Origin of the sequence: Curtobacterium sp. MCBA15_016, assembly GCF_001865105.1 — a bacterium.
Classification (GTDB): Bacteria; Actinomycetota; Actinomycetes; order Actinomycetales; family Microbacteriaceae; genus Curtobacterium.
Map to the genome: position 1 here is coordinate 36,709 of NZ_MJGR01000022.1, position 25,591 is coordinate 62,299.

Annotated in this window: 25 protein-coding genes; 8 read left to right on the forward strand and 17 right to left on the reverse strand. The window is 71.4% G+C overall.

Features of this window, described 5'->3' with window-relative positions; translation table 11 throughout:
- Nucleotides 1-326: 326 nt before the first annotated feature.
- From BIV03_RS10055 to BIV03_RS10070, 4 genes are read left to right on the forward strand one after another with little or no spacing between them, the layout of a single operon-like run.
- The gene (locus tag BIV03_RS10055) at nucleotides 327-1,994 is read left to right on the forward strand and encodes an ABC transporter substrate-binding protein (RefSeq protein ID WP_070418206.1); all 1,668 of its coding nucleotides are present in this window, start codon (nucleotides 327-329) and stop codon (nucleotides 1,992-1,994) included.
- Nucleotides 1,991-3,679 (forward strand): ABC transporter ATP-binding protein, encoded by a 1,689-nt coding sequence (locus BIV03_RS10060; RefSeq protein WP_071295584.1) that lies wholly within the window; start codon nucleotides 1,991-1,993, stop codon nucleotides 3,677-3,679. The genes BIV03_RS10055 and BIV03_RS10060 overlap by 4 nt, the downstream gene beginning before the upstream one ends.
- A complete protein-coding gene (locus BIV03_RS10065; RefSeq protein ID WP_071295585.1) occupies nucleotides 3,676-4,614 on the forward strand; it encodes an ABC transporter permease in 939 nt (312 codons plus the stop codon). The genes BIV03_RS10060 and BIV03_RS10065 overlap by 4 nt, the downstream gene beginning before the upstream one ends.
- Nucleotides 4,611-5,609 carry an ABC transporter permease gene (locus tag BIV03_RS10070; RefSeq protein ID WP_071295586.1) on the forward strand — a complete coding sequence of 333 codons (999 nt, stop codon included), beginning with the start codon at nucleotides 4,611-4,613 and terminating at the stop codon, nucleotides 5,607-5,609. The genes BIV03_RS10065 and BIV03_RS10070 overlap by 4 nt, the downstream gene beginning before the upstream one ends.
- Nucleotides 5,610-5,681: 72 nt before the next feature.
- On the opposite strand, the gene BIV03_RS10075 is transcribed toward BIV03_RS10070, so the two are convergent.
- The 5 genes from BIV03_RS10075 to BIV03_RS10095 form a co-directional block, all read right to left on the reverse strand.
- On the reverse strand, nucleotides 5,682-5,930 hold the full coding sequence (locus BIV03_RS10075; RefSeq protein ID WP_175475800.1) for a hypothetical protein: 249 nt from the start codon (nucleotides 5,928-5,930) through the stop codon (nucleotides 5,682-5,684).
- Nucleotides 5,931-6,029: 99 nt separating this feature from the next.
- The gene (locus BIV03_RS10080; RefSeq protein WP_071295588.1) at nucleotides 6,030-6,989 is read right to left on the reverse strand and encodes a squalene cyclase; all 960 of its coding nucleotides are present in this window, start codon (nucleotides 6,987-6,989) and stop codon (nucleotides 6,030-6,032) included.
- A gap of 173 nt (nucleotides 6,990-7,162) precedes the next feature.
- Nucleotides 7,163-7,618 carry a DUF2087 domain-containing protein gene (locus tag BIV03_RS10085; protein WP_071295589.1) on the reverse strand — a complete coding sequence of 152 codons (456 nt, stop codon included), beginning with the start codon at nucleotides 7,616-7,618 and terminating at the stop codon, nucleotides 7,163-7,165.
- Nucleotides 7,618-8,937: a GNAT family N-acetyltransferase gene (locus BIV03_RS10090; RefSeq protein WP_071295590.1), complete on the reverse strand. Its 1,320-nt coding sequence runs from the start codon at nucleotides 8,935-8,937 to the stop codon at nucleotides 7,618-7,620. Before BIV03_RS10090 ends, BIV03_RS10085 begins: the two co-directional genes overlap by 1 nt.
- Nucleotides 8,938-9,056: 119 nt before the next feature.
- A complete protein-coding gene (locus tag BIV03_RS10095; RefSeq protein WP_071295591.1) occupies nucleotides 9,057-9,551 on the reverse strand; it encodes a MarR family winged helix-turn-helix transcriptional regulator in 495 nt (164 codons plus the stop codon).
- Between the two features lie 90 nt (nucleotides 9,552-9,641).
- Here BIV03_RS10095 and BIV03_RS10100 point away from each other — a divergent pair, with 90 nt between their 5' ends.
- Entirely contained in the window at nucleotides 9,642-10,571 is a 930-nt protein-coding gene (locus BIV03_RS10100; protein WP_071295592.1) for an NADP-dependent oxidoreductase, read from the forward strand.
- Nucleotides 10,572-10,622: 51 nt separating this feature from the next.
- On the opposite strand, the gene BIV03_RS10105 is transcribed toward BIV03_RS10100, so the two are convergent.
- Entirely contained in the window at nucleotides 10,623-12,146 is a 1,524-nt protein-coding gene (locus tag BIV03_RS10105) for a cryptochrome/photolyase family protein (protein WP_071295593.1), read from the reverse strand.
- A 164-nt stretch (nucleotides 12,147-12,310) separates the two neighbouring features.
- On the opposite strand from BIV03_RS10105, the gene BIV03_RS10110 reads away from it, so the two are divergent.
- Nucleotides 12,311-13,180: an SDR family oxidoreductase gene (locus BIV03_RS10110; protein ID WP_071295594.1), complete on the forward strand. Its 870-nt coding sequence runs from the start codon at nucleotides 12,311-12,313 to the stop codon at nucleotides 13,178-13,180.
- 159 nt (nucleotides 13,181-13,339) lie between these two features.
- Here BIV03_RS10110 and BIV03_RS10115 read toward each other — a convergent pair whose 3' ends face one another.
- From BIV03_RS10115 to BIV03_RS10135, 5 genes are all read right to left on the reverse strand, one after another.
- On the reverse strand, nucleotides 13,340-13,867 hold the full coding sequence (locus BIV03_RS10115) for a hypothetical protein (RefSeq protein WP_071295595.1): 528 nt from the start codon (nucleotides 13,865-13,867) through the stop codon (nucleotides 13,340-13,342).
- Nucleotide 13,868: 1 nt separating this feature from the next.
- The gene (locus BIV03_RS10120) at nucleotides 13,869-14,513 is read right to left on the reverse strand and encodes a signal peptidase I (RefSeq protein ID WP_139201929.1); all 645 of its coding nucleotides are present in this window, start codon (nucleotides 14,511-14,513) and stop codon (nucleotides 13,869-13,871) included.
- Nucleotides 14,510-15,403, reverse strand: a complete 894-nt coding sequence (locus BIV03_RS10125; RefSeq protein WP_071295597.1) for a hypothetical protein — start codon at nucleotides 15,401-15,403, stop codon at nucleotides 14,510-14,512. Before BIV03_RS10125 ends, BIV03_RS10120 begins: the two co-directional genes overlap by 4 nt.
- Nucleotides 15,400-15,996: a TasA family protein gene (locus BIV03_RS10130; RefSeq protein ID WP_071295598.1), complete on the reverse strand. Its 597-nt coding sequence runs from the start codon at nucleotides 15,994-15,996 to the stop codon at nucleotides 15,400-15,402. Before BIV03_RS10130 ends, BIV03_RS10125 begins: the two co-directional genes overlap by 4 nt.
- Before the next feature lie 132 nt (nucleotides 15,997-16,128).
- A complete protein-coding gene (locus tag BIV03_RS10135; RefSeq protein WP_070419449.1) occupies nucleotides 16,129-16,683 on the reverse strand; it encodes an alternate-type signal peptide domain-containing protein in 555 nt (184 codons plus the stop codon).
- A 345-nt stretch (nucleotides 16,684-17,028) separates the two neighbouring features.
- On the opposite strand from BIV03_RS10135, the gene pnuC reads away from it, so the two are divergent.
- Together pnuC and BIV03_RS10145 are read left to right on the forward strand one after the other, a co-directional pair.
- On the forward strand, nucleotides 17,029-17,694 hold the full coding sequence (gene pnuC / locus BIV03_RS10140; protein WP_070418223.1) for a nicotinamide riboside transporter PnuC: 666 nt from the start codon (nucleotides 17,029-17,031) through the stop codon (nucleotides 17,692-17,694).
- 56 nt (nucleotides 17,695-17,750) lie between these two features.
- Nucleotides 17,751-18,383: a TetR/AcrR family transcriptional regulator gene (locus BIV03_RS10145; protein WP_070418224.1), complete on the forward strand. Its 633-nt coding sequence runs from the start codon at nucleotides 17,751-17,753 to the stop codon at nucleotides 18,381-18,383.
- A 13-nt stretch (nucleotides 18,384-18,396) separates the two neighbouring features.
- On the opposite strand, the gene BIV03_RS10150 is transcribed toward BIV03_RS10145, so the two are convergent.
- The 6 genes from BIV03_RS10150 to BIV03_RS10175 all read right to left on the reverse strand — a co-directional run bounded on the left by BIV03_RS10150 (nucleotide 18,397) and on the right by BIV03_RS10175 (nucleotide 25,557).
- On the reverse strand, nucleotides 18,397-19,617 hold the full coding sequence (locus BIV03_RS10150; protein ID WP_070418225.1) for an ABC transporter permease: 1,221 nt from the start codon (nucleotides 19,615-19,617) through the stop codon (nucleotides 18,397-18,399).
- Nucleotides 19,614-20,561, reverse strand: a complete 948-nt coding sequence (locus BIV03_RS10155; RefSeq protein ID WP_071295599.1) for an ABC transporter ATP-binding protein — start codon at nucleotides 20,559-20,561, stop codon at nucleotides 19,614-19,616. Before BIV03_RS10155 ends, BIV03_RS10150 begins: the two co-directional genes overlap by 4 nt.
- Before the next feature lie 107 nt (nucleotides 20,562-20,668).
- Nucleotides 20,669-22,339, reverse strand: coding sequence for a glycoside hydrolase family 13 protein (locus BIV03_RS10160; protein ID WP_071295600.1), 1,671 nt, complete (start codon nucleotides 22,337-22,339; stop codon nucleotides 20,669-20,671).
- 35 nt (nucleotides 22,340-22,374) lie between these two features.
- On the reverse strand, nucleotides 22,375-23,280 hold the full coding sequence (locus BIV03_RS10165) for a carbohydrate ABC transporter permease (protein ID WP_071295601.1): 906 nt from the start codon (nucleotides 23,278-23,280) through the stop codon (nucleotides 22,375-22,377).
- Nucleotides 23,280-24,149, reverse strand: coding sequence for a carbohydrate ABC transporter permease (locus BIV03_RS10170; RefSeq protein WP_229086880.1), 870 nt, complete (start codon nucleotides 24,147-24,149; stop codon nucleotides 23,280-23,282). Before BIV03_RS10170 ends, BIV03_RS10165 begins: the two co-directional genes overlap by 1 nt.
- A 109-nt stretch (nucleotides 24,150-24,258) precedes the next feature.
- A complete protein-coding gene (locus BIV03_RS10175; RefSeq protein WP_070419450.1) occupies nucleotides 24,259-25,557 on the reverse strand; it encodes an ABC transporter substrate-binding protein in 1,299 nt (432 codons plus the stop codon).
- Nucleotides 25,558-25,591 lie beyond the last annotated feature (34 nt).

Genomic DNA, 25,591 nt, shown 5'->3' on the forward strand with positions numbered 1-25,591 from the left:
GACGGTCACTCGCTCAGAAGACCGCGCGGACCCGGTTGCGCAGCGGTTCGATCGGTGATGCCCGAGGCGGGTCCTCCCGGGCCGGCTGCCCGCAGGGTGACGCATCGGGAATAGACCGTGGTCGCACGGCGATTGGACCGTTACGCCGTGCGACGTCGGCCGTGCCCGGGATTCGGACACCGTCCGATCGCGGTGTCAGGATGGACGACGCCCCGACAGCCCGACGCCCCGACACACGGAGCCTGCACGGGCTCCGGAGCGCGGCGACACGTCACGGCCACCCCACGGCTGCGCACCACCACTTCCCCACGAGGAGCACCACCGTCATGAGACGCCCGAACCGCCTGACCATCACCGCTGCGGTCGCCGCAGCTGCAGCCCTGGTCCTCACCGGCTGCTCGGGCGGGGGTGCCTCCGACGACGCCTCTGGCGGAACGTCCAAGGGCGGCACGCTCAACATCCTGACGACGGCCACCGCGGTGCACCTCGACCCGGCGACCAGCCAGAACCTCAACATCACGACGCTCGGCCTCGTGCTCCGTCGTCTCACCGCGTGGGACGTCGAGCCCGGCAAGACGGCCAAGGTCGTCCCCGACCTCGCGACGAACACCGGCGACTCGAGCGACGGCGGCAAGACCTGGACCTACCACCTCAAGAAGGGGCTGAAGTTCCAGGACGGCACCGAGATCACCACGAAGGACATCAAGTGGGGCATCGAGCGCTCGTTCGCGCCGACGCTCACCGGTGGCCTGAGCTACCACAAGTCGCTCCTCGTCGGCGGTGACAGCTACAAGGGTCCGTTCGACGGCAAGACCCTCGACAGCATCGAGACCCCGGACGACTCGACGATCGTCTTCAAGCTCAACGCGGCCTACGGCGACTGGCCGTGGATCGTGTCGATGCCCGCGTTCGCCCCGGTCCCCGAGGGCGACGGCACCGACACCGGTGCGTACGACGCCAAGCCCGTCGCCTCCGGCCCCTACGAGGTGCAGTCCAACACGCAGGGCTCGCAGATCACCCTCGTGCGGAACGAGGAGTGGAGCGCGAAGACCGACGACGTCCGCACCGCCGGCCCGTCGAAGGTCGTGTTCAAGGAGAGCCAGGACCCGTCGACCGTCACCCAGACGCTGATCGCCGACAACGGTGACGCGAAGGACTCGTTCGGCGCGACGTACCTCGGTGCTGCCGAGCTGAACCAGGTCCGCTCGAACCCGGCCGCCCAGGACCGCCTCGCCACCTCGAAGGCCGGCCCGATCAACTACCTCGCGATCAACACGCAGAAGGGCTCGCTCAAGGAGCTCAAGGTCCGGCAGGCGCTGCAGTACGCCGTCGACAAGAAGTCGTACCGGATCGCCGCCGGTGGTGCCCTCGCCGGCTCCTACGCGACGACGCTCATCACGCCCGGCATCGCGGGACGCCAGCAGTACGACCTGTACGAGCCCGGCGCCACCGGTGACGTGGCCAAGGCGAAGAAGCTCCTGCAGGAAGCCGGCGTCTCGGACCTCAAGCTGACCCTGGTCACGCAGAACGACTCGGCGAACCTGGCTGAGGCGCAGGCGATCCAGGCCGGCCTCAAGCGCGCGGGCATCACCGTGACGCTCAAGCCGCTCGACATCGACTCGTTCTACACGGCGACGACGGACGGCGACGACTTCGACCTCGCGATGTTCAGCTGGCAGCCGGACTTCCCGAGCGCGAACGCCAACATCCAGCCGCTGTACGACTCGTCGCAGATCGGTGGGGGCGGCTACAACGTCTCGAAGTACAGCAACCCCGAGGTCGACGCCCTGATCAAGCAGGCGACGGGCACCATCGACCAGCAGGATGCGCAGAAGCTCTGGGCCGAGGCGGACAAGAAGATCATGGCCGACGCCCCGATCGTCCCGCTCACCTACGCGAAGCAGTCCTTCCTCGCCGGTTCGAACGTGCAGAACTTCCAGATCGCGGACTTCCCGGCGTACCCGAACTACCTCAAGGTCTCGCTCGCCAAGTGAGTGCACCGCTGCTCGAGGTCGAGGGGCTCCACGTCGCGTTCGGCGACGCGGAGCCCGTCGTGCGTGACGTCTCCTTCACCCTGACGCCCGGCCGCGTGCTCGCCCTCGTCGGCGAGTCCGGCTCGGGCAAGTCCGTCAGCGCGATGAGCGTGCTCGGCCTGCTCCCGCCGGAGGCCCGCGTCACCGGCAGCATCCGCTTCCGCGGCACCGAGCTCGTCGGGGCGTCGGACGACGAGCTCCGAGCGGTCCGCGGGGCCGGCATCGGCGTCGTGTTCCAGGAGCCGATGAACTCCTTCACCCCCGTGCTCTCGATCGGCACCCAGATCGCCGAGGCGATCACGGCGCACCCGACGGACCTCGACCGACGCGGTGTGTCCGCGCGGACCGACGAGCTCCTCCGCGCCGCGGGGCTCCCGGACCCGCAGCGGATCCGGAAGGCCTACCCGCACGAGCTCTCCGGCGGCCAGCTCCAGCGCGCGATGATCGCGATGGCCCTCGCCGGTGACCCGGTCGCCCTCATCGCGGACGAGCCGACCACCGCGCTCGACGTCACGGTGCAGGCGGGCATCCTCGACCTGCTCCGCACGCTGGGTCGCGAGCGCGACCTCGCCGTGCTGCTCATCACGCACGACATGGGCGTGGTGGCGGACGTCGCCGACGAGGTGCTCGTGATGCGGCGCGGCGACCCGGTCGAGCACGGGACCGTCGCCGAGGTGTTCGCGCACCCGGACGCCGAGTACACGCGGGCACTCCTCGCGGCGGTACCGGCCCTGGAGGCGCGACCCACCTCCGCACCGCACGCTGCGGACGGTGCGACGGTCGCGTCCACCGCGCCGGCCGACGAGACGGAGACGAGCCGCGCCTCCCGGCCCCTCGTCGCGCAGCTGCGCGACGTCGCCGTGCGCTACGCGCGCCGCGGTGACCCGACCGTCTCCGGCATCGACCTGACGCTCCGCGCGGGCGAGACGCTCGGACTCGTGGGGGAGTCGGGGTCCGGCAAGTCCACCATCGGACGTGCGCTCGCCGGTCTCGTGCCGGTCGTCGCGGGGTCCGTCGAGGTGGACGGCAGCGACCTCCGCACCGCTCGTGGTGCACGCCTGCGCGAGCTCCGCAGCCGGGTGGGCATCGTCTTCCAGGACCCCGCGTCCTCGCTCAACCCGCGACAGACCATCGGGTGGAGCATCGCCGAGCCGCTCCTCGTGCACGGCACGGCCTCGGCGGCGGACCGTGCCGAACGGGTCCGCGAGCTGCTCGTGGCGGTCCAGCTCGACCCGTCGTGGGCCGAGCGCTTCCCGCACCAGCTCTCCGGCGGGCAGCGGCAGCGCGTGGCGGTCGCCAGGGCCCTCGCGCTCCGGCCCGCGCTCGTGATCGCCGACGAACCGACCTCGGCGCTGGACGTCACCGTGCAGGCCGCCGTGCTCGACCTCCTCGCGGCACTGCAGCAGGACTTCGGCTTCGGCATGCTCCTCATCAGCCACGACCTCGCCGTGGTGCGGCAGCTCGCCGACGAGGTGGTCGTGCTGCACGACGGCCGCGTGGTCGAGCGCGGCACGACCGACGCCGTGCTCGACGATCCGCAGCAGGACTACACGCGCATGCTCCTCGCGGCAGCGCCCGTCGCCGACCCGGCGCGACAGGCCGCCCGCCGCGAGGCCTGGCGTGCGTGGGAAGGGGTGGCCTCGTGACCGCCAACGTCGTCGACCGTCCGGTCGCGGCAGCCGCGAACCGGAGCACCGGCTTCCGCGCCGTCGTCCGCCGCGTGCGTCAGGACCGCTGGGCGGTCGCGTCCGCGGTCGTCATCGTGGTGTTCGTCGTCGTCGCGCTCGCGGCGCCGCTCATCGCCGCCGTCACCGGCCAGGACCCGTACGGGTACCACATCGACGCGCTCAACTCGTTCGGCGCCCCGCGCGGGGTCGGCGGCGGGATCAGCGCCGAGCACTGGTTCGGGGTCGAGCCCCTGACCGGGCGCGACCTGTTCGCGATCGTCACCTACGGTGCTCGCACCTCGCTCGGCATCGGGATCGCCGCGACGATCGTCTCGATCGTCATCGGCGTGCTCGTCGGCGTGACGACCGGGTTCTTCGGCGGCTGGTACGACCGCGTCCTCTCCCGCGTCGTCGACGTCATCTTCGGCTTCCCGTCGCTCGTCTTCATGATCGCCCTGACCGCGATCGTCCCGACGTCGTTCCCGAAGCCCGTGCTCGTCGTCCTCGTCATCGGGTTCTTCGGGTGGCCCTCGGTCGCCCGTGTCGTGCGCGGGCAGACGCTGTCGCTCGTCACCCGGAACTACGTCGTCGCCTCCACCGCGATGGGCGCCGGGCGGTGGCACGTCATCCGGACGCAGCTGCTGCCGAACCTCGCCGCGACGATCACCGTCTACGCGACGATCTCGATCCCGTCGATGATCGGCGCCGAGGCCGCGCTGTCGTTCCTCGCCGTCGGCGTCACCCCGCCGACGCCGTCGTGGGGTCGCAGCATCGGCGACGCGATCGGCTGGGTGCAGACCGACCCGATGTACCTCGTGTTCCCGGGCTTGGCGCTGTTCCTCATCACCCTGGCGTTCAACGTGCTCGGCGACGCCCTGCGCGACGCCCTCGACCCGCGGAGGAGCAACCGGTGACCACCTTCCGCTTCATCGCGATCCGCGTGCTCGGCGCAGCAGTCGTCCTGCTCGTCGTGGCCGCGATCACCTACGCCCTGTTCATGCTGCTGCCGACGAACCCGGCGCGCGCGATCTGCGACAAGCCCTGCACGCCCGACCGGCTGCGCGAGGTGCAGGCGTTCCTCGGGACGGACAAGCCGTGGATCGCCCAGTTCGGGGCCTACCTCGCGGGCATCTTCACCGGGCGGACGTTCGGGTCCGGCGCCTCCGTCATCCACTGCGCGGCGCCCTGCTTCGGGTACTCGTTCCAGCTCCACGACAGCGTCACGAACCTCATCCTCACGCGCCTGCCCGTCACGGCGTCGATCGCCGTCGGCGCAGCCGTGCTCTGGCTCGTCGCCGGTGTGGCCGGTGGCGCGCTGTCGGCCCTGCGCCGAGGCACGTACGTCGACCGCACGGTCATGACGATCGCCGTCGCCGGGGTGTCCGCGCCGTCGTACCTCGTCGGGCTGCTGGCGATCCTGCTGTTCGGGTTCGTGCTCGGCGTCCTGCCCACCAGCGGCTACGTCGCGTTCGGGGACGATCCCGTCGGGTGGTTCACGCACCTCGTGCTGCCGTGGTGCGTGCTCGCGTTCATCAGTGCGGCGATCTACGCCCGGCTGACCCGGGGCGAGATGCTCGAGTCGATGTCGCAGGACTTCGTCCGGACCGCCCGCGCGAAGGGCCTCCGTGAACGCCAGGTCGTCGTGCGGCACGGGCTGCGGACGGCGATCCTCCCCGTGGTGACGCTGTTCGGACTGGACCTCGGGTCGCTGCTCGGCGGTGCCGTCATCACCGAGAAGGTGTTCTCGATGCAGGGGCTCGGCGCGCTGCTCATCGACGCGGTGCACACGCTCGACCTGCAGGTCGTCGTGGGGTTCACGCTGTTCTCGGCGCTGCTCATCGTCACGGCGAACGTGATCGTCGACGTCGTGTACGCGTTCGTCGATCCGCGGGTGCGCCGCCGGGCCTAGGCGGCGCGGCGCGGCCGGACCGCAGCGTGCGAGGTTCCGCGCAGCACCGGTGGCACAGTGGGTCGAGCGGACTCAGCCGTCGACCGGCTCCGCGGACCGTGCAGCCCGGACGACCTGCCAGACCGCGAGGGCGACGACGGCGGCCCCAGCGGCCCCGGCGATCCACGATCCGGCGACCCCGAGCACGGGTTCGGTCTCGCAGGAGCTCGTGCCCTGGCCGGGAGCGGCATCGGAGCAGCTGGTCACCTGGACCAGGACCAACCACAGCACCGTCACGGCCACGATGACGGCGACCGTGCTCCACCCCACCACCCGCTCCACGACCCGCTCCGTCCCCGACGTCATCAGTGACGACCAGGCTCGCACGGTCCGGGCGGCCCGTCGGTCTCGATCGTGCAACAGGACGCGGCCGTCGAGGCCTCAGACGCCGTCCCACCACCGCAGCACTCGCGTGCCCACGAGCGTGAGCCAGCGGGACGGCTCGCCGGCGGGCACGTCCACCTCGAACCACTGCCGGCCCGGCGGGCGGACGCCCTGGAGCCACCGTCCGTCAGCACCACGGGCAGCGCGGACCACCTCGATCGCCTCGGCGGCTCGGGGATCCGGTTCCGCCTCGTCCCGGAGCGCCGCGGCCCGGAGGTGGTCGGTCGCGCGGAGCACGCTGTACCTCCAGCGGAACGGGTACGCGAACTCCGTGGCCCAGGGGCCGACGAGCGCTCCGTCGGACTTCCGGTGGAGTAGTCGTCGGTCGAGGAGATAGTCGGCGCCTCGGTGGCGGGCGTCCCGGAGCTCGGCCGCGCGTGGATGCCGTCCGTCGGTCAGGACCTCGTGCTGCAGGAGCCCCTCGAGCACGTTGAGGGTCGAGTGGAACGACGAGACCGTCGAGCCCTCGACCCACTCGCAGTTCCACCCGCCGTCGGGCTGCTGGTGTTCGAGCATCCAGTCGGCGATGCCGTCGACGTCGGCGCCGAGCCACGCGCCGTTCGCGAGGGTGAAGGCGTTGATGCAGCAGTCGACCTCGCCGCCCCAGTACGGCAGGTCGTCGTACTCCCATCGGCTGTTCGCGTCGAGTCGTGCGGCGGTGTCGCCGAGGACCGCGGCGTCCAACCCCCACTCGCGCAGGGCGTTGAGCGACCAGGTCGTCGCGGTGTACGGCTGCCCGGGTCCCTCGGGCTCGGGTTCGGCGGGGAAGTACGAGCCGCCTGCCCACTGTCCGTCGGGATCCTGGTGGGCGAGGAGTGCGGCGCCGAGGCCCTCGGTCGCGACCCGGGCACGCGTGGCCTGCCAGGTCGGTGCCGGCGCGCCGACGATGTCCCGTTCCACCTGCCACCGCAGGGCCGGGTCCGAGTCGAGGAGCCAGTCGACCACCGTGTCGTCCATGGCGCGGAGACTACGCCGACCACGGCGGGCGGGCGCCTGCGCGCGGCCGGGTCCGCACAACGGGAGTCGATCGGAGCCGTGCGTTCCCGTGGTTCGCGCGCACTTCGGTTGTGCGCCACCGCGCCGAACCGCGCCAGCGCCGCGCCGGGCGCCAGGCCCGCCGCGCACGCGCGTCAGCCGACGTAGCGGTACGACGCCCCGTCGTCGGTCCGAACGAGCACGCCGAGGTCCACCGCGTCCCGCCGCACGATCGCGACGTCCTCGGCGAACATGGCGATCGCGGCGTTCAGCACCGGCTCGGGGACCGGCCTGCCCGTGCCGAGCCGCTCGAACACGAGCTCGACGATGCGCACGGACAGCGGATGGCGCTGGTCGTCCGGCACCGGCATCCGGGCGATCCGGTCGAACTCGAGCAGCGCCGCCGGCCCCTGCAGCCGCTGGAGGTCCTGCGCCGTCCGCCCGAGGAGCGGCGTGTCGGGTCCGTCGTCACCGACCCAGTCGAAGGCCGCGACGGCAGCACCCGTCCGGTCGTCGAGCGCTGCGCCGCCGACGATCGCGGACCGGAGCGACGGGCTCGCCAGCACCGCGACGGCCTGGCGAGCCCGTGCGACCGACTCGCGGAGGGGCATCAGAAGTACGTGATGCCGTGCGGCGTCCGCGGCGGGGTCAGCATCGCCCGCAGGAGTGCCGCCGCCGCCGGGTCCGCCGCGCGGAGGAGCCCGGCCGCCGCGAGCGTCGTCGGCGACACCGACCCGATGAGCAACGCACCGAGGTCCGCGACGTCGAGCTGGAGGTCAGACCCGGCCGCGTCGGCGTCGTCGGCGGTCTTCGTCACGGTGCCCCGCGCCTCCTGGACGTCCAGCCGGTACGTGCCGGAGGCGAACCCGAGCGCATCCGTCACGGCGAGCGTCAGCGAACCGTCGACGGCGTACGGACGCGACGCGAGCACCCGCTCGACGTCGAGGACGCGCAGCCAGACGTGGTCCTCCTCGTGGTCGACGTCGTACGCGCGGTTGTCGCCGAGCGCGGCGACGATCGGGTCGTCGAGCCGCGACCGGTTGTACGTGACGACGTCGTTGAGGTCGATCGAGAGCAGGAACTCCCAGAGCGACAGGTAGGCGTCGTCGGTGGCGTAGACCAGGTCGACGACCTCGAGCGTGGTGTCGCCGTCGCGGCTCTCCTTGACGCGCCAGGTCACGTAGCCGTCGAGCTCGTCGGAGCCGTCCGGGCGGTGCACGGCTGCGCGGACGTCCTTCGCCTTCTCGCCGTCGCCGTTGCGCAGCCCGAACACGACGGGCCAGGTGCCGGCGTTGCGCACCATGGAGCCCGGCGTCCGCGCGTTGAACCGGTCGAAGACGGCACGGCCGGGGCCGCCGGCGAGCCACTCGGGCGTGACGACGCTGACGACACCGGTGGTCGGTGCGAGGAGCGGGAGCGCACGCTCGCGGCGGACCCGGACGGCCCGCTCGCGGATCGCGCTGCCGAAGCCGAAGCGGCGGTAGATGGTGCCCTCGGACGCGGTCAGCGAGGCCACGGCGTAGCCCTCGGCGACACCGCGCGCGAGGGCGTGCGTCATCATCGCGCGGAGGATCCCGCGGCGGCGCTCGGTCGGTCGGACGGTCACGGCGGAGATCGCCTGGGTGTCGATCGACGAACCGTCGCCCCAGCTCAGCTCCTTGCCGAACCAGGCGAAGGTGCCGGCCGGCCAGGTCTCGTCGACGGAGCCCGGTGCGGGTCGGCGGACGTACGCGCCGAGCCAGGTCTGGTCGTCCTCGATGAACTGTGCGACCATGCGCGCGGCCGCCTCGTCGCCGGGGTGCGGTTCGTGGAACCCGAGTCCGACGGCCTGCATCCAGGCCTCGGTCTCGGCGTCCGGTGCCCCCTGCTCGTCCGTCCCGGGCGCGAAGGCGCGCAGCTCGTAGCGGTCGTCGAATGCCTCGTTGCTCACGTTCCCGACCCTATCGGGGTCCGGTGACGGAACGACAGGCGCCACGAGGGGGCCAGGAGGCGCGGGTCGGCCCCGCCACGCGCCGCACGCGGGCGTCGGTCACGCCGTCGCGCGTCGGCTCACCTCGCGGCGCGGCGGGACGCCGATCGGGGCGGGTTCTTCCGGAGGTGCTCGCTGATCCGGCCGAGGATCCGGTCGAGCTCCGCGGCGTCCTCGTCCGTGATCGGTGCGAACAGCAGGCCGTGCACCGTGCCGATGTGCCCCGGGAACACCGCCGCGAGGACGGCTCGCCCGTCGTCGGTCAGCGACACCACGGTGCTGCGCTCGTCGTCCGGAGAGGGGCCGCGCCTGACGAGTCCGCGCTGCTCGAGCAACTGCGCCTGGTAGGTCAGCCCACTGCGGCTGTAGACCACCCCGTCGGCGAGGTCCGTCATCCGCAGGTGCCCGTCGGGGGAGTCCCCGAGTCGTGCCAGCAGCTGGAACTGCACGTACGACAGGCCGCCCACGTCCTTGAGCTGCTGCTCGACCGAGGGGCGCAGGAGCGCACTGACCTCGGTGAACGACAGGTAGGCGCGCAGCTGCGTCGGCGTCAGGGACGAGGGGGTTTCGGACATGATCCGATCCTACCTGTTGCTTCGAGTTCGAAGCAGTGCTACGGTTTCATCAATCGCTTCGAATTCGAAGCAAATGACGGAGGAGTCATCATGAAGGCAGTGCAGTTCCACGAGGTCGGCGGTCCCGAGGTCCTCACCTACGGCGACGTCGACCAGCCCACCCCCGGCCCGGGCGAGGTCCTCGTCCGGGTCACGGCATCGGCGTACAACGCGGCGGACAACGGCATGCGCGCCGGCTTCCTGCCCATCCCGGTCGCCCTGCCCCACGTCCCCGGGTACGACGTCTCCGGAACGGTCGCGTCCCTCGGGGGCGACGTCACGGACCTGGCGGTCGGCGACGCGGTGATCGGCTTCCTGCCGATGGAACGCGACGGCGGAGCGGCCGAGTACGTCGTCGCTCCGGCGGACGCGCTCGTCGCCGCCCCGACGAGCATCCCGCTGGCGGACGCGGCTGCGCTGCCGTCGGTGGCGCTCACGGCGTGGCAGGCGCTCTTCGACGACGGTCGGCTCGAGGCCGGGCAGCGCGTGCTCGTCGTCGGCGCGGGCGGTGTGGTCGGGAAGTACGCGATCCAGCTCGCGAAGCGCGCCGGTGTCGAGGTCGTCGCCACGGCCAGCCCGCGCAGCGCCGACGCCGTCCGGGTCGCCGGTGCCGACCAGGTCGTCGACCACACCACGACCGACGTGCTGCAGGCGGTCGACGGGCAGGTCGACGTCCTGCTCAACCTCGCCCCGATCGAGCCGGAGCAGTTCGCCTCGTTCGTGGCCGCCGTCCGCGACGGGGGCGCGGTCGTGAGCACGACGGCGTTCATGGCGACCCCGGGGGACGAGTCCCGCGGGGTCCGTGCTGCGACGGTGTTCGTGCTCCGGAACCGCGAACGGCTGGCCGAGCTCGTCCGGCTCGTCGACGCCGGGGAGCTCACGGTCGAGGTGACGCGGCGCATCCCGCTGACCGAGCTGCAGGCGCTGCACACCGAGGGCGCCGCCGGACGGATCGCCGGCAAGGTCGTCGTCCTCGTCTGAGCGACCAGCGACCCGGTGGGGGGATCGTGACCCACCACCGGGCCGGGCGCGTCAGGGGGAGCCGCGCCGCGCCTCCTGGGCCACCACCTCGTCGAGGTCCGCCAGCTTCCGCATCTGCTGGAGCGGACGGGCCATCCGGTTGTTGTCCCGCAGGGCGGGCTCCGTCCGCGCGAGGAAGGCCCAGTAGCCGGCGGTGAAGGGGCAGGCGTCCTCGCCGAGCCGCTTCGTCGGGTCGTAGCGGCACCCGCCGCAGTGGTCCGACATCCGGTCGATGTACCGACCACCGGACGCGTACGGCTTCGTCGCGACCATCCCGCCGTCGGCGTGCTGGGACATCCCGATGATGTTCGCGGGCATCACCCAGTCGGTCCCGTCGACGAACACGTCCGTGAACCACTCGGTGAGGTGCACGGGGTCGTACCCGCGCTGCAGCGCCCAGTTGCCCAGCACCATGAGCCGCTGGATGTGGTGCAGCCAGCCGTGGTCGTGCAGGCCCTCGATCGCGGTGCGGAGGCAGGCGGCCTCGACCCGGGACGCGTCGAGCTCCCGCCACCACCGGGGGAGCCGCTCGTGCGCTCCGAGGGCGTTCTCCGACGCGCCGTAGTCGTCGCCGAACCACCAGTAGAGGTGCCAGACGTAGTCGCGCCACCCGGCGATCTGCCGGACGAACCCCTCGACGCTCGCGAGCGGGGCGTCGTCGTCGCGGTGGGCCACGAGTGCCGCCTCGATCGCATCGCGCGGGTCGAGGACACCGAGGTTCATCGGGACGCTGAGCAACGAGTGCGCCATCGTCCAGTCGTTCGTGAGCGTGGCGTCCTCGAACGGGCCGAAGTCGTTCAGCCGGGTGCGCACGAAATCGTCGAGTGCGTGACGGGCCTCGTCGGGCGTGACCGCGAAGCGCCGACGGTCGTCCGCACCGACGAAGCGGGCGATGCCGTCCCGCTCCCAGCGGTCCAGGTCACGTCGGACCTCCTCGTCGACCTCGTCCTCCTCGGGCCACCACGGCTCCGGGAGTCCGAGCGTGGTCGCACCCTTCGGCGGCGACTCCCGGTTCTGCTCGTCGAGGCTGAACTTCCCGCCGACGGGCGCGTCCGAGCGCATCAGCCAGCCCTCGCGACGGCGGACCCGCTCGTAGAACGTCTCCATCCGGAAGCGACCGGTGCCCTGCGCGGCCCACTCGGCGAACTCGTCCTCGTCGGTCACGAAGCCGCGGCTCGGCAGCACCTCGGTGCCCCTGCCCCAGTGCCGCACCTGTGCGCGGAGCGTCCGCGACGGCGGGTCGACGACCTCGAGGTCGTCCCGGCCGACCAGCGCCTGGCGGAGCGTGTCGACCTGCACGTGCTCGACGCGGTCGCCCTCGCCCCGGTCGCGGAGGTCGCGGACCAGGTGCCGGAGCGCACTCAACCACAGGTGCGCCTTCGCACGGTGCACGGGACGCGCGGTGAAGAACTCGCGGGCCTCGACCACGAGGAGCGGGCCGCCGTCGTCGAAGTCCGGGCCGTACTGTCCCGGCAGGATGAGGCGCCGGCGCCGCTCGGAGCGTCGGTCGGCCGGGGCGGTGCGCGCGTCCGTCATGCGGCGGACGGTACGCGAGCACGCGGGTGCGGGCCCGGGACGTCCCCCGACTCCACGGCGGTTCCGCGGCCGCGCCCTCCTGTGTAGGGTGGCGGGCATGCAGTGCCGCTGAACCCGCTTCCGACTCCCTCCAGTGCCCCGTCGGGGCCGTCGAAAGGTTCAGCATGCCCGCATCCACCCTGCCCCTCGCCGGCAAGACCGCCCTCGTCACCGGTGTCTCACGACGCCGTGGCATCGGGTTCGCCGTCGCGTCGAAGCTCGCCGACCTCGGCGCGAGCATCGTCGTGCACCACCACCGCCGGCACGACCTCGACCTGCCGTGGGGCGGGGACGACCTCGACGCCGTCCGCGACGGACTGCGCGCACATCTCACCGAGGGCGCCCGGTTCGCGGACGTCCCCGGCGACCTGTCCGATCCCTCCGTGATCCCGGAGCTGATCGATACCGCGACGGCACTCACCGGCCGCCTCGACGTCCTCGTGTGCAACCACGCCAAGAGCGGGGACGACGGCAGCATCCTCGACATGACCCCGGAGCGGCTCACCGCCTTCTGGGAGGTCAACACCCGCGCGACGATGCTGCTGACCGCCGAGTTCGCCCGGCGCCGCGCACCACGGACGGACGAGCCACGACGGCCGGGGGACCGGATCGTGGGCACCGGCCCGTACGCCGAGGCGCAGGGGCACGTGTTCTGGATGACCTCCGGGCAGATCCACGGGGCGATGATCGGCGAGGTCGCGTACGCCGCGAGCAAGGCCGCGCTCGCCGGGGTGACCGCCACGGTCGCCAAGGAGCTGCTCGAGCTCGGCATCGTGCTCAACACCGTCAACCCCGGGCCGGTGAACACGGGCTACATGGACCCGGAGACCACGGACCGGTCGCTCGACGGCCTCGACGAGTACCTGGCGAGCACGCCGTTCGGTCGCGTCGGGACGCCGCAGGACCCGGCCGAGCTCATCGGGTGGCTCGCGACGTCCTCGGGCAGTTGGGTCGTCGGGCAGGTCCTCACGTCGGACGGCGGCTTCAGTCTGTGACGTGGCCACGGTCCTGACCCGGCCACGGTCGGACGGGAGGCGCGGTGCGGGCCGGCACCGCGCCTCCCGTCCGACGGCGGGTCCTGTCCACCGCGACGGGTCGCGTCCACCGCGACGGCGCGGGCGGACGCGTGGTGATGCCCCGTGGTCGCGCCGTGGTCAGTCGGTCGCGCCGCGTGGGGGATCGACCAGCAGCCCGACGCGGTCCGCCAGGTACGCCTCGAGCGGGACGGCAGCACCCGCGGTGGGGGACCACCGGACGAACGGGCCGCCGTCGTCGACGAAGAGCACGCCGTCCGAGCCGACGAGCGACCCGTCGACCGGGATCGGCGTCGCGCCGTGGTTCACGGTGTCCCCGGGCTCGAAGTGGCCCTTCTGCGCCGCTGCCCGGTAGGCCCGACGGACCTCGGCGGAGACGGACACGAACTGCGACCGCCCGGGTTCGGTGACGCGCGTGATCCGTCCGGTCGCCCAGACCCGGCCGTCGGTCTCGGGGGAGGACCCGAGCAGCAGCGCGCCGACCCGCCACACCCGGCCGAGCGATCGGATGGCGGGCTCGCGCCGGATGCCGAGCACGGCCTTCGGCTCGACGTACTCGCCGAGGGCCTCGTCCGGGACGTCGGCGTCGCGGAGCCGTCGCGCCGCGTCGTCGAGCAGCGCCCTCGCCCGTTCCACGCCGTCCGTCACGTCACCCGAGCGTAGCCCGGTGGGCGCCGCGACCGCGTGGCCCCCGTCCGTCGGCGTCGCCCGCGGCGCGTCGGCGACGCACGGCCGACACGGTGCCGATCGTGACCATCACCGCGCCGTACGCCAGCAGGACCCCGGCGATCGCGGGCACGAGCCACGAGCGCGACCCGTTGACGAGCTGGTTCACCAGGCCGATGTCCGGCAGGCTGTACCAGACGACGCCGCGCACCTGGGCAGCCGTCACCGGTGCGGGATCGGCGAGCGCGTTGTTGTCGCCCTTGAGTGTGAACGTCCGGGACCCGTCCGACGACGACGCGACCGAGACCACCCGGTGGCTGATGACCGCCGGCTGCCCGGAGGTGATCTGGTAGGTCACGACGTCGCCGATGCGGATGTTCTCGACGGGCGTCGGCCGGACGACGAGGAGCGTGCCGGGCGGCAGCGTCGGGTCCATCGACTGCGTGAGGACGGTGAGTGGCGTGGACCCGGCCGCCTTCGGCACGACGATGAGCACGACGGCGAGCCCGGCGACGATGACGAGCAGCCCCGTGCTCAGTCCGAGCGCGAGGGCGTGGACGACCGCACGCCAGCCGGTGCGCGGCGGGCGCCGGGCGCGCCGGGCAGCGCCGTCGGTGGGCGCGCTCATGCGCCGCACCGGACGGCTGCCCCGTCGTTCTGGGTGAAGAGGGTGATCTGCCCGGTCCCGACCACGGTGCTCGTGGGGTTGCCCGCGCTGTCGAGGATCTTCACGGTGATCAGCACCGGGCCGCTCGTGGCGACGCTCGCGGGGATCTGGCTCGGCGCGATGGTGAAGCGGCCGTAGTAGTCCTGCTGCTTCGGGGCGACCATCGTGGACGCGTCGCGCCCGGCGTAGGCGCCGTACCAGGTGTCCTTCGGCCGGGACGAGGTGGCCCAGGCGACCTCGACGTAGTTGCCGCTGTGGTCCGTGCACGTGAGGGCGGGCGTGGCCGCCGAGGTGTTCAGGTAGAAACCGCCGGACACGACGCCCGAGCTCCACGTGCCGGCCGTCACCGTGAGGTTCACGTTCACGTTCGCGGTGCTCGACGCCGGTGCGGACGAGGACGGCGTGCTCCGCGTGCACCAGACGGCACTGGCGCCGGCGGCGAGCTTCGTGGTGAGGCTCGGCAGCGACGCCCAGGTGCCGGAGACGGAGCCGGTGCCGACCGAGGTCGACGCCGTGCAGGCCGCGGTCCCGGTCACGGGCCACGCGACGACGCTCACGGCCTGTGCGAGGGCGGTCGAGCTGCCGGACACGACGGAGACGGTGGTCGTGGCGGTGCCGGCGAGCGACCCCGCGTTGGTCAGGGTGAGCGGCTTCGTCGTGCTCGTCACGCTCGAGGAGAACGTGGTCGTCATGTCGCTCGTGCCGGTCAGGGACGCCCCGGTCTTCCCGATGGTCACGCTCGACGCGGTCGTCCCGGTCGCGCTCCAGAGCGCCCACGCGGCGGACGACCCGCCGACGACGAACGCCAGCGCCAACAGCCCGGCGAGCACGGTGCGGAGTCGGCGGCTCATGCGCTGACCTGCGTGCCGGTCACGGTCAGGGTGAAGTCGGTGACGGCCCCGGCGACGGTCTGCGGTGCGTCGGCGTCGAGGTCCATCTCGACGCACCCGACGGCGCTCGCGCCGGCCGCGAGGGTGAACGAGCCGATGCCGGTGTCGAAGGCAGCGAGCCGTCCGCTCGCGCCGGACAGGCCGGTGCGGCAGTCGGCGGTGCTGCCGACCACCGCGAGGCGCAGGCTCAGCTCACCGAGCACCGCAGCCGGGGTCGCGTTCGTGGCGTAGGCGACGTTCGTCGAGGTGGTGGCGACCCGCATGGTGAGCGGGATCGAGCCGGTGTTGCGCACCGTGAACGTGCCGGTGACGCCGCCACCAGGACCGAGGACGGACGTGTTCATCGCGGAGAGCGGGCCGGTGGTGATGGTGGCGGTCGCGGACCGCACCGTCGAGGCCGAGGTGCTGGCGGTGCCGTTCCAGAGCGCGTAGGTGCCGCCCGTGCCGAGCAGCGCCGTCACGACCGCGACGACCAGGGCGAGGGCAGTGGGCCAGATCCACCGGTGACGACGCGGCGCCGCGTGGCGTCCGCTCGTCCTCGGTGTGCTGGTCATGTCCGTCCCCTGGTCGTCGTGGTGTGCACCGCCGTCCGGCGGTGCGGGTGGGCCAGGAGGCGCGTGGTCGCGATCGGCGGATCAGGGACCCATCGAGACCACGGGCTCCACGGCCCGGGTTGCTTCCGCGGGTCAGGAACCGATCGCGGTCTGGGTCAGCGTGAACGCGAGCGCGCCGACGTTGAGCGTGCCGCCCTGGCCCGTGGTGGCCGACGACGGCAGGGTGATCGTGAAGACGACCTTGACGGTCGAGGTCGCGGCGGAGGGGGAGACCACGAAGGTGTTCGCGTTCGCGGTCGACTGCACGACCGAGGCGCTCGACGAGGTAACCGCGAGGGTCTTCGTCGTCGCGGCGAGCAGGGCGCTGTCACCGGTGATGCTCTGGCTGGCGTAGGTGAGGTTCGCCTTGAGGTCCTGGCCGGTCGCACCGATCGTCAGGGTCTGCGTGAACTGGTACGAGTTGCCCGGCACCATGAGGGCGCTCGCCGGGTTGATCGTCGCCGAGCGGCCGTTCGTGATGTCCGTCCAGACGCCGTCGTTGTTCGCGCTGAGGGTCAGCGATCCCGAGCTCACCGAGGAGGCCGCGGTGCTGGCGCTGGCGTTCCACAGAGCGAAGGTGCCCGCGCCGCCGAGGAGGAGGGCGACACCGGCGGCGCCGGCGATGGCACCGGTCACTATCTTGTGCATGAGGGGTCCGTTCTGCGCGTTCGGGCGCGCTGCGACCATCGGCAGTGCCGACGGGACGATGTCATCGACCCGTGGTTCGTGCGGGTCGCGGCTGACCTGTGCCGGAGAGCTGTCGCCGGGCTCCGCGACGTGACACGTCTCGGGCGGGCTGGACTCGCTCTGGTGTCGACGCTACCGGTCCCCCAAAGTGCGGACAAGTGGGAACATGCGTCTGAATGGACCCAGTACAGGGGTCATTTTCGTCCCCGAGAGTGCCGACACGGTTTGTACCCCGATCGGTCTCGGTCGCGCAAGGAATGCCGACCGCCCCCGTACCGTTGCACCGTCCGGAAACGAGGAGGGCCCATGGGCATCGTGCGGTGGCTGTTCGACGCGCAGCTCGTCATCGGCGACCAGACCGTGCTCTGGCGCGAGGTGATCGGCAACGTGTTCGGCCTGCTCAGCGCCCTCGGTGGGATGCGCCGCAAGGTGTGGGCCTGGCCGGTCGGCATCGTCGGCAACGCCCTGCTCTTCACGGTCTTCATGGGAGCGCTCTTCGACACCCCCAACCCGGTGAACCTGCTCGGTCAGGCCGGACGCCAGGTGATGTTCATCATCGTGAGCGTCTACGGCTGGTACCGCTGGACGCACCGTCCCGACGACGCGACGACCGTGATCGAGCCGCGCTGGGCCTCCTGGAAGGCTCGTGGACTGATGGTCCTCGTCATGGTGGGCGGCACCGCCGTCCTGACCCCGGTGTTCCGCGCCCTCGGCTCGTACGAGCCGGTGTGGAGCGACGCCTGGATCTTCGTCGGCTCGCTGCTCGCGACCTACGGCATGGCCAAGGGCTGGGTGGAGTTCTGGCTGATCTGGGTCGCGGTCGACCTCGTCGGTGTGCCGCTCCTGTTCTCGGCCGGGTACTACGCCTCCGGGCTCATGTACGTGTTCTACGGCGTCTTCACCCTGACCGGGTTCTTCGTCTGGATGCGCCAGCGCACGAAGCCCTCGGCGGCCCCGGTCACGGTCGGCTGACCGAGGCCCCCGCTCTGGGACGAGACAAACCCTCGGGAACAGTGTGTGATGGTCGGATGGCACACCACCACGACGCGGCCTTCGAGGACGAACAGTCCCTGGCCGAACGGATCGTCCGCGCCGCGATCCGCGCCTACCGACTGCACCCGTTCGACAGCGTCGACGCCGAGGTGGTCGCCGAGGTCGCCGGTATCGAGGTGACCACGGTGGAGCGGCTCTTCCCGACGTGGGACGCGCTGCTGCTCGTGACCTACGACCGGTGGACGCAGCTGCGCGGGACGCGTCGGAGGAACCCGCCGACGTGCACGATCGAGCACGTCCGGATGACCCTCGCCGAGGACGTCGCCGACCCCGGCCTCGTCCGGGTGCTCGCCGGTGCCATCACGATCGCGGCGGCCGACACCGGCTTCGCCGAACTCTTCCGCAAGCGCTTCGAGGAGTACGCCGAGCAGCTCTCGTCCGGGCTCGAGCGCGACGTCGAGTCCGGGTCCGAGCGCCTGGCGATCCCTGCGTACCAGGCCGCGACGCAGCTGCTCGCGGTGTACGAGGGGCTGCAGATCCAGATGCTCGTGCGCCCGCACATCGACGTGCTCGTGGAGTTCGACCGTGCCGTCCGCACCCTCCGTCAGGGGTGGCGCGAGCGCGAGGTGCGGGCGTGGGACCTCGACGAGGTCGTCCTCACCAGCTAGCCGGTCGGGCCGGTCAGGCCCGCGACCGACGCCGCCACGACACGATCTGCCGGAGCGTCACCTTCGAGCCGTACTGCGCGACGGAGTGCCGGAACAGGTACTCGGCGAACCACAGCAGCACGGCCGCGACCACGAACACCTCGACGATGCAGACCACCGACTCGGTGACGGTGAGCGACCCGACCGCGTTCCGGACCATCGCGGTGATCGGTGTGAACGTCGGGAAGTACGTGAAGAACGACGCCACCGGCGAGGTCGGCGTCGTCATCACGAAGAACGCCGCGTAGAGCGGGATGATGAGCGAGAAGATCGCCACCGACTGCAGCGCAGAGGCGTCCTTGATCGAGGGCACGGCAGCCCCGACCGCGACGAACAGCGCCGACGCCAGCAGGACCCCGCCCACGAGGAGCAGCGCACCGACCACCATCCGCCAGGGGTCGATGGTCAGCCCGCCCAGTCGTGACGCGACGAGGGGGAGCGCGGCGAGCAGCCCGATCAGCCCCGGGACGACGAACACCCCGACCTGGACGAACCCGACGAGCAGCATCGCGATGACCTTGCCGCGGATGAGGTCGCCGGCCGTGACGGTCGTGAGGATCATCTCGGAGATGCGGTTCTCCTTCTCCTCGACCACCACCGTGACCATGCGGGTGGCGAGCAGGATGACCAGCCCGAAGAACGCGGCGACGTAGAGGAACGGCGGCACGATCGACAACCAGCCCGGCGCCACCCGGCCGTCCGCGTAGGTCGTCAGGTCGGTGTCCGGCGGGTTCCGGAGGAGTTCGACGGACTCCGGGTCGTCGACGGTCGCGGCGACGCTCTGCTCGAGGACCCGTTCCGCCAGCGAGGAGTACCCGCCGTTCCCGAAGAGCCCGCGGTCGGCCGCCTCGACCCGGATCGGCGACGTCGACGGCGACTCGGGGAACGTGATGAACGCGTCGAGGGTCCCGGAGCGCACCGCGGCCCGGTCCGCCGCGGGGTCGGTCGACGGCGACCCGCCCCACTTCGCGGCGACGCTCTCGGACACCAGCCCGGAGTCGTCCACGTACCGGAAGGGCGTCTTCGTCGCGGACGAGCTGGACACCACCGAGTCGGTCCCGGCGGACTGCCCGACCCCGACGAGGAGCGACACCACCACGATGACGACCGGCAGCGCCAGCGTGCCGATCCAGAACGCGGGCTTCTTCACCGCACGCACGAACTCGAACCGGATGACGGTCCCGAGGCGGCTCACGCGGCGGCTCCGGCCCGTGCGGTGTCGGCGGCCGCGTCGGCTCCGGCGTCGTGGCCGTACACCTGGACGAAGATCTCGTCGAGCGGGATGCGCCGCATCTCGAACCCGGTGACGTGCACGCCGGCCGAGACGAGCGACGCGAGGATGTCCGACCCGTCGGCCGCGGCCGCGGGCATCGGCACGAGGTAGGCGACGTGCCCCTCGTGCCGGGCGAGGCGGTAGAGCGGCGACGGCGGCACCGGCCCGTCGAGGCCGACCCGGGCGACGGCACCGCCGAAGGCGTCCTGCACGTCGGGGATCGACCCGTAGGCGGCAGCGGTGCCGTCCTTGAGCAGCAGGATCCGGTCGCAGAGTCGCTCGACCTCGTCCATGTGGTGGGTGACGAGGACGACCGTGGCACCGTCGGCCTTCCGCTCGTCGACGAGGTCCAGCAGCAACCGACGGTTGACCGGGTCGAGGCCCTTCGTCGGCTCGTCGAGGATGAGCAGGCGGGGCCGGTCCATGATCGTGATGCCGAGCTGGACCTTCTGCTGCTGCCCGCCGGAGAGCTTGTCCACCCGGAGCTTCGCCCGGTCCGCCAGGCCGACGCGGGCGAGGTAGTCCATGCTCCACGCCGTCGCCTCGGGCCCGCGCAGGCCGCGGAGCCGCCCGAAGTACGTCATCACGTCGATGACCGACTCCTTGCGGTACAGGCCGCGTTCCTCGGGCAGGTAGCCGATCCCGCCGGTGGCCGGTCGGTAGGGCTGCCCGTCGATCGTGAGGGTGCCGGCGGTCGGGGTGGTGATGCCGAGCAGCGCACGGATGGTCGTGGTCTTGCCCGAGCCGTTGCTGCCGAGCAGGCCGAAGGTCTCGCCGGGGGCGATGTCGAACGACAGCCCGTCGACCACGTTCCGGTCCCCGAACCGCATCACGAAGTCCTGCACGCTGATGGTCGCCCCGCTCATGCCGCGACCCTACCGGCAGCGCCTGACGGCGCTCGGGCGTGACCGCCTGACGGACGGGAGGCGCGGTGCCTGCCCGCACCGCGCCTCCCGTCCGTCACCTGGTTCCGTCAGGAACGCAACCAGGCCGTCCCCACACCCGACAGTGCGCCGTCTGCCACCGGCGCGGAGGCGAGCAGCAGCTCGCCAGCAGGGAGGTCGTACGGCTCGTCGCCGAACACCGTCACGCTCGTCCAGCCGTTCGGCCGACGGAACGCGAGCACGTCGTCGCGGCCGGTCTCGAGCCACTCGAGGTGTTCCTCGGACTGCAGCTGGCCGCGCAGGCCGAGCGCCTTCCGGTACAGGTTCAGCGTCGAGTCGGGGTCGGCGTCCTCGGCCTCGACCGACACATCGGCGAACCATGCCGGCTGCGGCAGGTGCGCACCGCCGTCGCCGAACCCGAAGCTCCTGCCGTTCCGGGTCCAGGGGAGCGGCACGCGGCAGCCGTCACGGCCGACGTCGACGCCCGGGTTCCGGAAGAACGCCGGGTCCTGGCGGTCGGCTTCGGGGATGTCGCCGACCTCCTGCAGGCCGAGCTCCTCGCCCTGGTAGAGGTAGGCCGAGCCGGGCAGCGCGAGTTCGAGCAGCGTGGCCGCAGTGGCACGGCGCAGTCCGAGCGAGCGGTCGAGCGCGTCCTGTGAGCCGCCGGCGAGCAACCACGCGCTGCCCTGCTTCTCCTCGGCGCCGTTGCGTGCCGGCAGGGCGTAGCGGGTGGCGTGCCGGACGACGTCGTGGTTCGAGAAGACCCACGTGGTCGACGAGCCGGACTCCTCTGCGAGCGCGAGGTTGAACTCGATGATGCTCCGGAACTGCCCGGCGTCGAAGTCGGCCTCGAGCAGGTCGAAGTTGAACGCCTGCCCGAGCCCCTCGGCGCTGGCGTACCGGGCGCGGCGGTCGGCGGCGACCCACGCCTCGGCCACGGCCGTGCGTGCGGGCGTGTACTCGTCGAAGACCTTCCGCCACTCGGCGTAGATCTCGTGGACGTCGTCGCGGTCCCAGAGGATGTGCGAGCCGTCCTTCGGCGACGCGAGGACCTCGGCCCACGTCGGGAGCGGGCCCGACGGCAGGTCCTTCGCCAGGCCGTGCGCGACGTCGATGCGGAACCCGTCCACACCACGGTCGGACCAGAAGCGGAGGGTGTGCAGGAAGTCGTCGCGGACCTCGCGGTTCGCCCAGTTGAGGTCGGGCTGTTCCTTGGCGAAGTTGTGCAGGTACCACTGGCCGTCGCCGACCGCGGTCCAGGCCGGGCCGCCGAAGATCGACACCCAGTCGGCAGGGGAGCCCTCGCCGGACGGCCCGGTGCCGTCGCGGAACACGTAGCGGTCGCGTGCCGGGCTGCCCTTCGGGGACGCCAGCGCCTCGCGGAACCACTCGTGCCGGTCGCTCGTGTGGTTCGGGACGACGTCGACGATCACGCGGATCCCGGCACCGTGCAGCGCCGCGACCATCTCGTCGAAGTCCTCGAGCGTGCCGAGGCGCGGGTCGACGTCACGGTAGTCGTCCACGTCGTAGCCGCCGTCGGCGAGGGCGGACGGGTAGAACGGGCTGAGCCAGACGGCCTCGATCCCGAGGGACGCCAGGTACGGCACCTTCGCGGTGACACCGGGCAGGTCGCCGATGCCGTCGCCGTTCGCGTCGGCGAAGGACCGCGGGTAGATCTGGTAGACGCTGGCCTGGCGCCACCAGGTGCTGCTCCCGTCCTCGGTCGCGGGTGCGGCGGCGGTCTCGACGACGTCGGTCATGGTGGGGGTCCTCTCGGTTGCGGAGTCGGTGGTCGTCACTTGATCGCGCCCTGCGTGACCCCGGCCATCACCCAGCGCTGCGTGAACAGGTAGACGATGATCGCCGGCGCCATCGCCATCAGGTACGAGGCGAACGACACGTTGTAGTTGTTGCTGAACTGCGTCTGGAACATCTGCTGCAGCACCGGCAGGGTCTGCAGCGCCGGGTTCGAGGTGATCAGCGACGGCATCACGAAGTCGTTCCAGGACGCGAGGAACGCGAAGATGCCGACGGTGGCGCTCATCGGTGCCAGCAGCGGGAACACGAGTCGCCAGAACACCTGCCCCGTGCTCGCACCGTCGATGCGGGCACTCTCCTCCAGTTCGGCCGGGATCGACCGCAGGAACGCGGTGAAGAGCAGCACGCTGAAGGACAGCTGGAACATGACGTGCAGGATCGCGACGCCGAACGGGTTGTCGAGGTGCGCCAGGCCGGTGAGCTTCACCTGCGACAGCGCGAGCACCGGGAACGGCAGGAACATCGCGGCGAGCAGGTAGAAGAACGACCAGCGGAACAGCCGGCGGTCCCAGTTCCGGGCGATCGCGTACGCCGTGAACGACGCGAGCAGGATCGTGCCGACGACGGTGATCGCGGCGACGAGCACCGAGACGCCGAACGCGCGCGGGAAGTCCGTCAGCTGCCAGGCCTGCACGAAGCCGTCGACGCTGAACGGCGCCGGGAGGGAGAACGCGTTGCCGTCGACCGCCTGGCTCGTCGTCTTGAACGCCATCGTGATCGTCACGTACAGCGGGACGAGGACGGACAGGGTGCAGAGGACGAGGACGACCGTGACCCGCCAGTTGAAGCGCTCGCCACGACGGCCGGCGTTCCGGTCGGCGTCGACGGAGCGGATGGTGCCGGTCGCGGTGGTCCCCGGCTGGAGGGGTGCCTGGATGGTCATCAGAGCGCTGCCTTCCCGCGGGTCGCCCGCAGCTGGATCACGGCGATGACGACCGCGATGACGAAGAAGATCGTGGCGTTCGCCATCTGGTAGGCGTAGTCGCCGCCGTTGAAGCCCTTGAAGATCGACATCGCCACGCTGGTGGTCGAGGTGCCGGGGCCGCCGTCGGTGAGACCGACGATGATGTCGTACGAGTTCAGGAAGTTCTTGAACCCGATCACGAGGTTGATGAGGATGTAGCCCGCCGTGAGCGGTGCCGTGATCGACACGAGCTGCCGCCAGGCGCTCGCGCCGTCGAGCGCCGACGCCTCGTACACCTCGGCCGGGATCGAGAGCACGCCGGCGATGTAGATGAGCAGTGTCGACGGGATCGCCTGCCACGCGGTGACGACCACGATCGCGATCCACGCCAGGTCCGGGTTCGCGAGGATGCTCTGCTCGAGCGGCGCGAAGCCGAGCGTGGTCGCGAGCGCCGGCAGGCTGTTCGCGAACAGGAACGAGAACACGTAGGCGATGACGATGCCCGAGATCACCATCGGCAGCACGAACACGGCGCGGAGGGTGATCTTGCCGCGGACCTTCGAGGTCAGGGCGATGGCGAGCAGGAACGCGACCGCGTTCACGACGAGGACCGTGACGAGCGAGAACCCGATCGTGAACAGGTACGCCTGCAGGATCGCCGGGTCGCTGAACACGGCGACGTAGTTCGTCAGGCCGATGAACCGGAAGTCGCCGAAGCCGACGGAGTCGGTGAAGCTCAGCACGATGCCCATCACGGCGGGGAGCGTGATCGCCAGGGTGAAGAGCAGGAGGGTGGGGATCAGGAAGACCAGGAAGAGCGGGTCGGTCCGGCTGCGCTTCGTGCGCAGTCCGGCTCCGCCCCGTCGTCCGGACTGGAGGCGCGGTGCGGCTCCGCCCCGTCGGCGGCTGCCCGCCGTCGTGACGGATTCTGTGGTCGTGGTGGCCAAGGTCGTCTCCTTACGCGGCCGTACGGAGCGCGAGACGCGCCCAGTCGCCGTCGAGGGTGCGGAGTTGGGGAGCGGGGGCACCGCCGAAGGCGATGGACTGCAGGTAGTTCGCCACCGGGATCTCGGCGGGGATGAGCTGCGAGGCGCCCAGGGAGAACTTCGCCTGGTCGTACGAGTCCTGCATGCCGCGGAGCGCGGGGTTCGATGCGGGCGGCGAGTCCTTCCGGACGCCGAAACCGTTGTTGTCGGCGTTGTACTTGTCGTTCACGGCGGGGCTCATCAGGAACGACAGGAACTCGCGCGCCGCCTCCTTCTTGCGGGACGCCTCCGGGATCCAGAGGCCGAGGTCGACGTTCACGCGCACCTTGTTGTCGGCGGCGTCGTCGGTCGCCGGGAACGGGAACGTGCCGAGGTCGATGTCCTTGTTCGACTTCGCGATCTCACCGAGCGCCCACGGCCCCTGCAGGTACATCGCGGCCTTCCCCTGCGCGAACGCGAGGTTGCCGTCGCCGTACCCGCGGCTCGCCGCGCCCTTCTGGTGCCACTGCAGGAGGTCCACCATGCGGTCGACGGGGGCGGCGAAGTCCTTCTCGAACGAGACGCTCGAGCTCGTGCCCACCTTCGTGCCCTCGCGGTCGAGTGCCGCGAAGGTCTGCTGCAGGTCGAGCATCCCGCCCACCGAGTAGTCGAACATGCCCTGGGCGATCGTCCAGTTGTCCTTGTAGGTGCCGTACATGGGCGTGATGCCGGCCTTGGTGAGTCGTTCGCAGACGTCTCTGAACTCGCTCCACGTGGTGGGCACGTCGATGCCCTGGTCGGCGAAGATCTGCTTGTTGTAGATCACCGACGCTGCGGTCACCGAGTACGGCAGCACGCTCGTCCGACCCGGGTAGTCCGCGGTCTGCTTCATGAGCGGCCACAGGTCGGGGTTGATCGTGTCCCTCTCCGGCAGGTCCGACAGGTCGGAGAGGGCACCGTGCTCGACGAACGAGACCATCGCGTAGTTGTAGTTCAGGCAGCCGAGGTCCGGCGGTCGGTTCCGGACGAAGTTGGCGGACATGTTCGACGTCGAGTCGCGGATGACGCGGATCCTCGACTGGCTGTCGTGGAACTTCGCGATGACCTCGTCGAAGTAGCCGATGACCTCGGGCTTCGACACGTAGAACGTGATCGTCTCGGGGCGGCTGCTCGAGGAACCGAGCGGGGCGCACCCGGCGAGGGCCAGGCCCGCTCCGATGCCGCCCGCCCCGAGCAGGAACCCGCGGCGGCTGAGCGCGGCGGCGTTCCTGGTGGTGGCGTGTGTCTGCACGTCGTCTCCGTCCGTCCGGACCCGGCGTCCCTGC

Coding starts and splice junctions, on each gene's coding strand:
- BIV03_RS10160 (WP_071295600.1), bottom strand. CDS start 22,339: ATGACCGACGTCGTCGAGACCGCCGCCGCACCCGCGACCGAGGACGGG.
- BIV03_RS10110 (WP_071295594.1), top strand. CDS start 12,311: ATGCCCGCATCCACCCTGCCCCTCGCCGGCAAGACCGCCCTCGTCACC.
- pnuC (WP_070418223.1), top strand. CDS start 17,029: ATGGGCATCGTGCGGTGGCTGTTCGACGCGCAGCTCGTCATCGGCGAC.
- BIV03_RS10125 (WP_071295597.1), bottom strand. CDS start 15,403: ATGAGCCGCCGACTCCGCACCGTGCTCGCCGGGCTGTTGGCGCTGGCG.
- BIV03_RS10135 (WP_070419449.1), bottom strand. CDS start 16,683: ATGCACAAGATAGTGACCGGTGCCATCGCCGGCGCCGCCGGTGTCGCC.
- BIV03_RS10055 (WP_070418206.1), top strand. CDS start 327: ATGAGACGCCCGAACCGCCTGACCATCACCGCTGCGGTCGCCGCAGCT.
- BIV03_RS10120 (WP_139201929.1), bottom strand. CDS start 14,513: ATGAGCGCGCCCACCGACGGCGCTGCCCGGCGCGCCCGGCGCCCGCCG.
- BIV03_RS10080 (WP_071295588.1), bottom strand. CDS start 6,989: ATGGACGACACGGTGGTCGACTGGCTCCTCGACTCGGACCCGGCCCTG.
- BIV03_RS10105 (WP_071295593.1), bottom strand. CDS start 12,146: ATGACGGACGCGCGCACCGCCCCGGCCGACCGACGCTCCGAGCGGCGC.
- BIV03_RS10085 (WP_071295589.1), bottom strand. CDS start 7,618: ATGCCCCTCCGCGAGTCGGTCGCACGGGCTCGCCAGGCCGTCGCGGTG.
- BIV03_RS10095 (WP_071295591.1), bottom strand. CDS start 9,551: ATGTCCGAAACCCCCTCGTCCCTGACGCCGACGCAGCTGCGCGCCTAC.
- BIV03_RS10130 (WP_071295598.1), bottom strand. CDS start 15,996: ATGACCAGCACACCGAGGACGAGCGGACGCCACGCGGCGCCGCGTCGT.
- BIV03_RS10155 (WP_071295599.1), bottom strand. CDS start 20,561: ATGAGCGGGGCGACCATCAGCGTGCAGGACTTCGTGATGCGGTTCGGG.
- BIV03_RS10145 (WP_070418224.1), top strand. CDS start 17,751: ATGGCACACCACCACGACGCGGCCTTCGAGGACGAACAGTCCCTGGCC.
- BIV03_RS10165 (WP_071295601.1), bottom strand. CDS start 23,280: ATGACCATCCAGGCACCCCTCCAGCCGGGGACCACCGCGACCGGCACC.
- BIV03_RS10100 (WP_071295592.1), top strand. CDS start 9,642: ATGAAGGCAGTGCAGTTCCACGAGGTCGGCGGTCCCGAGGTCCTCACC.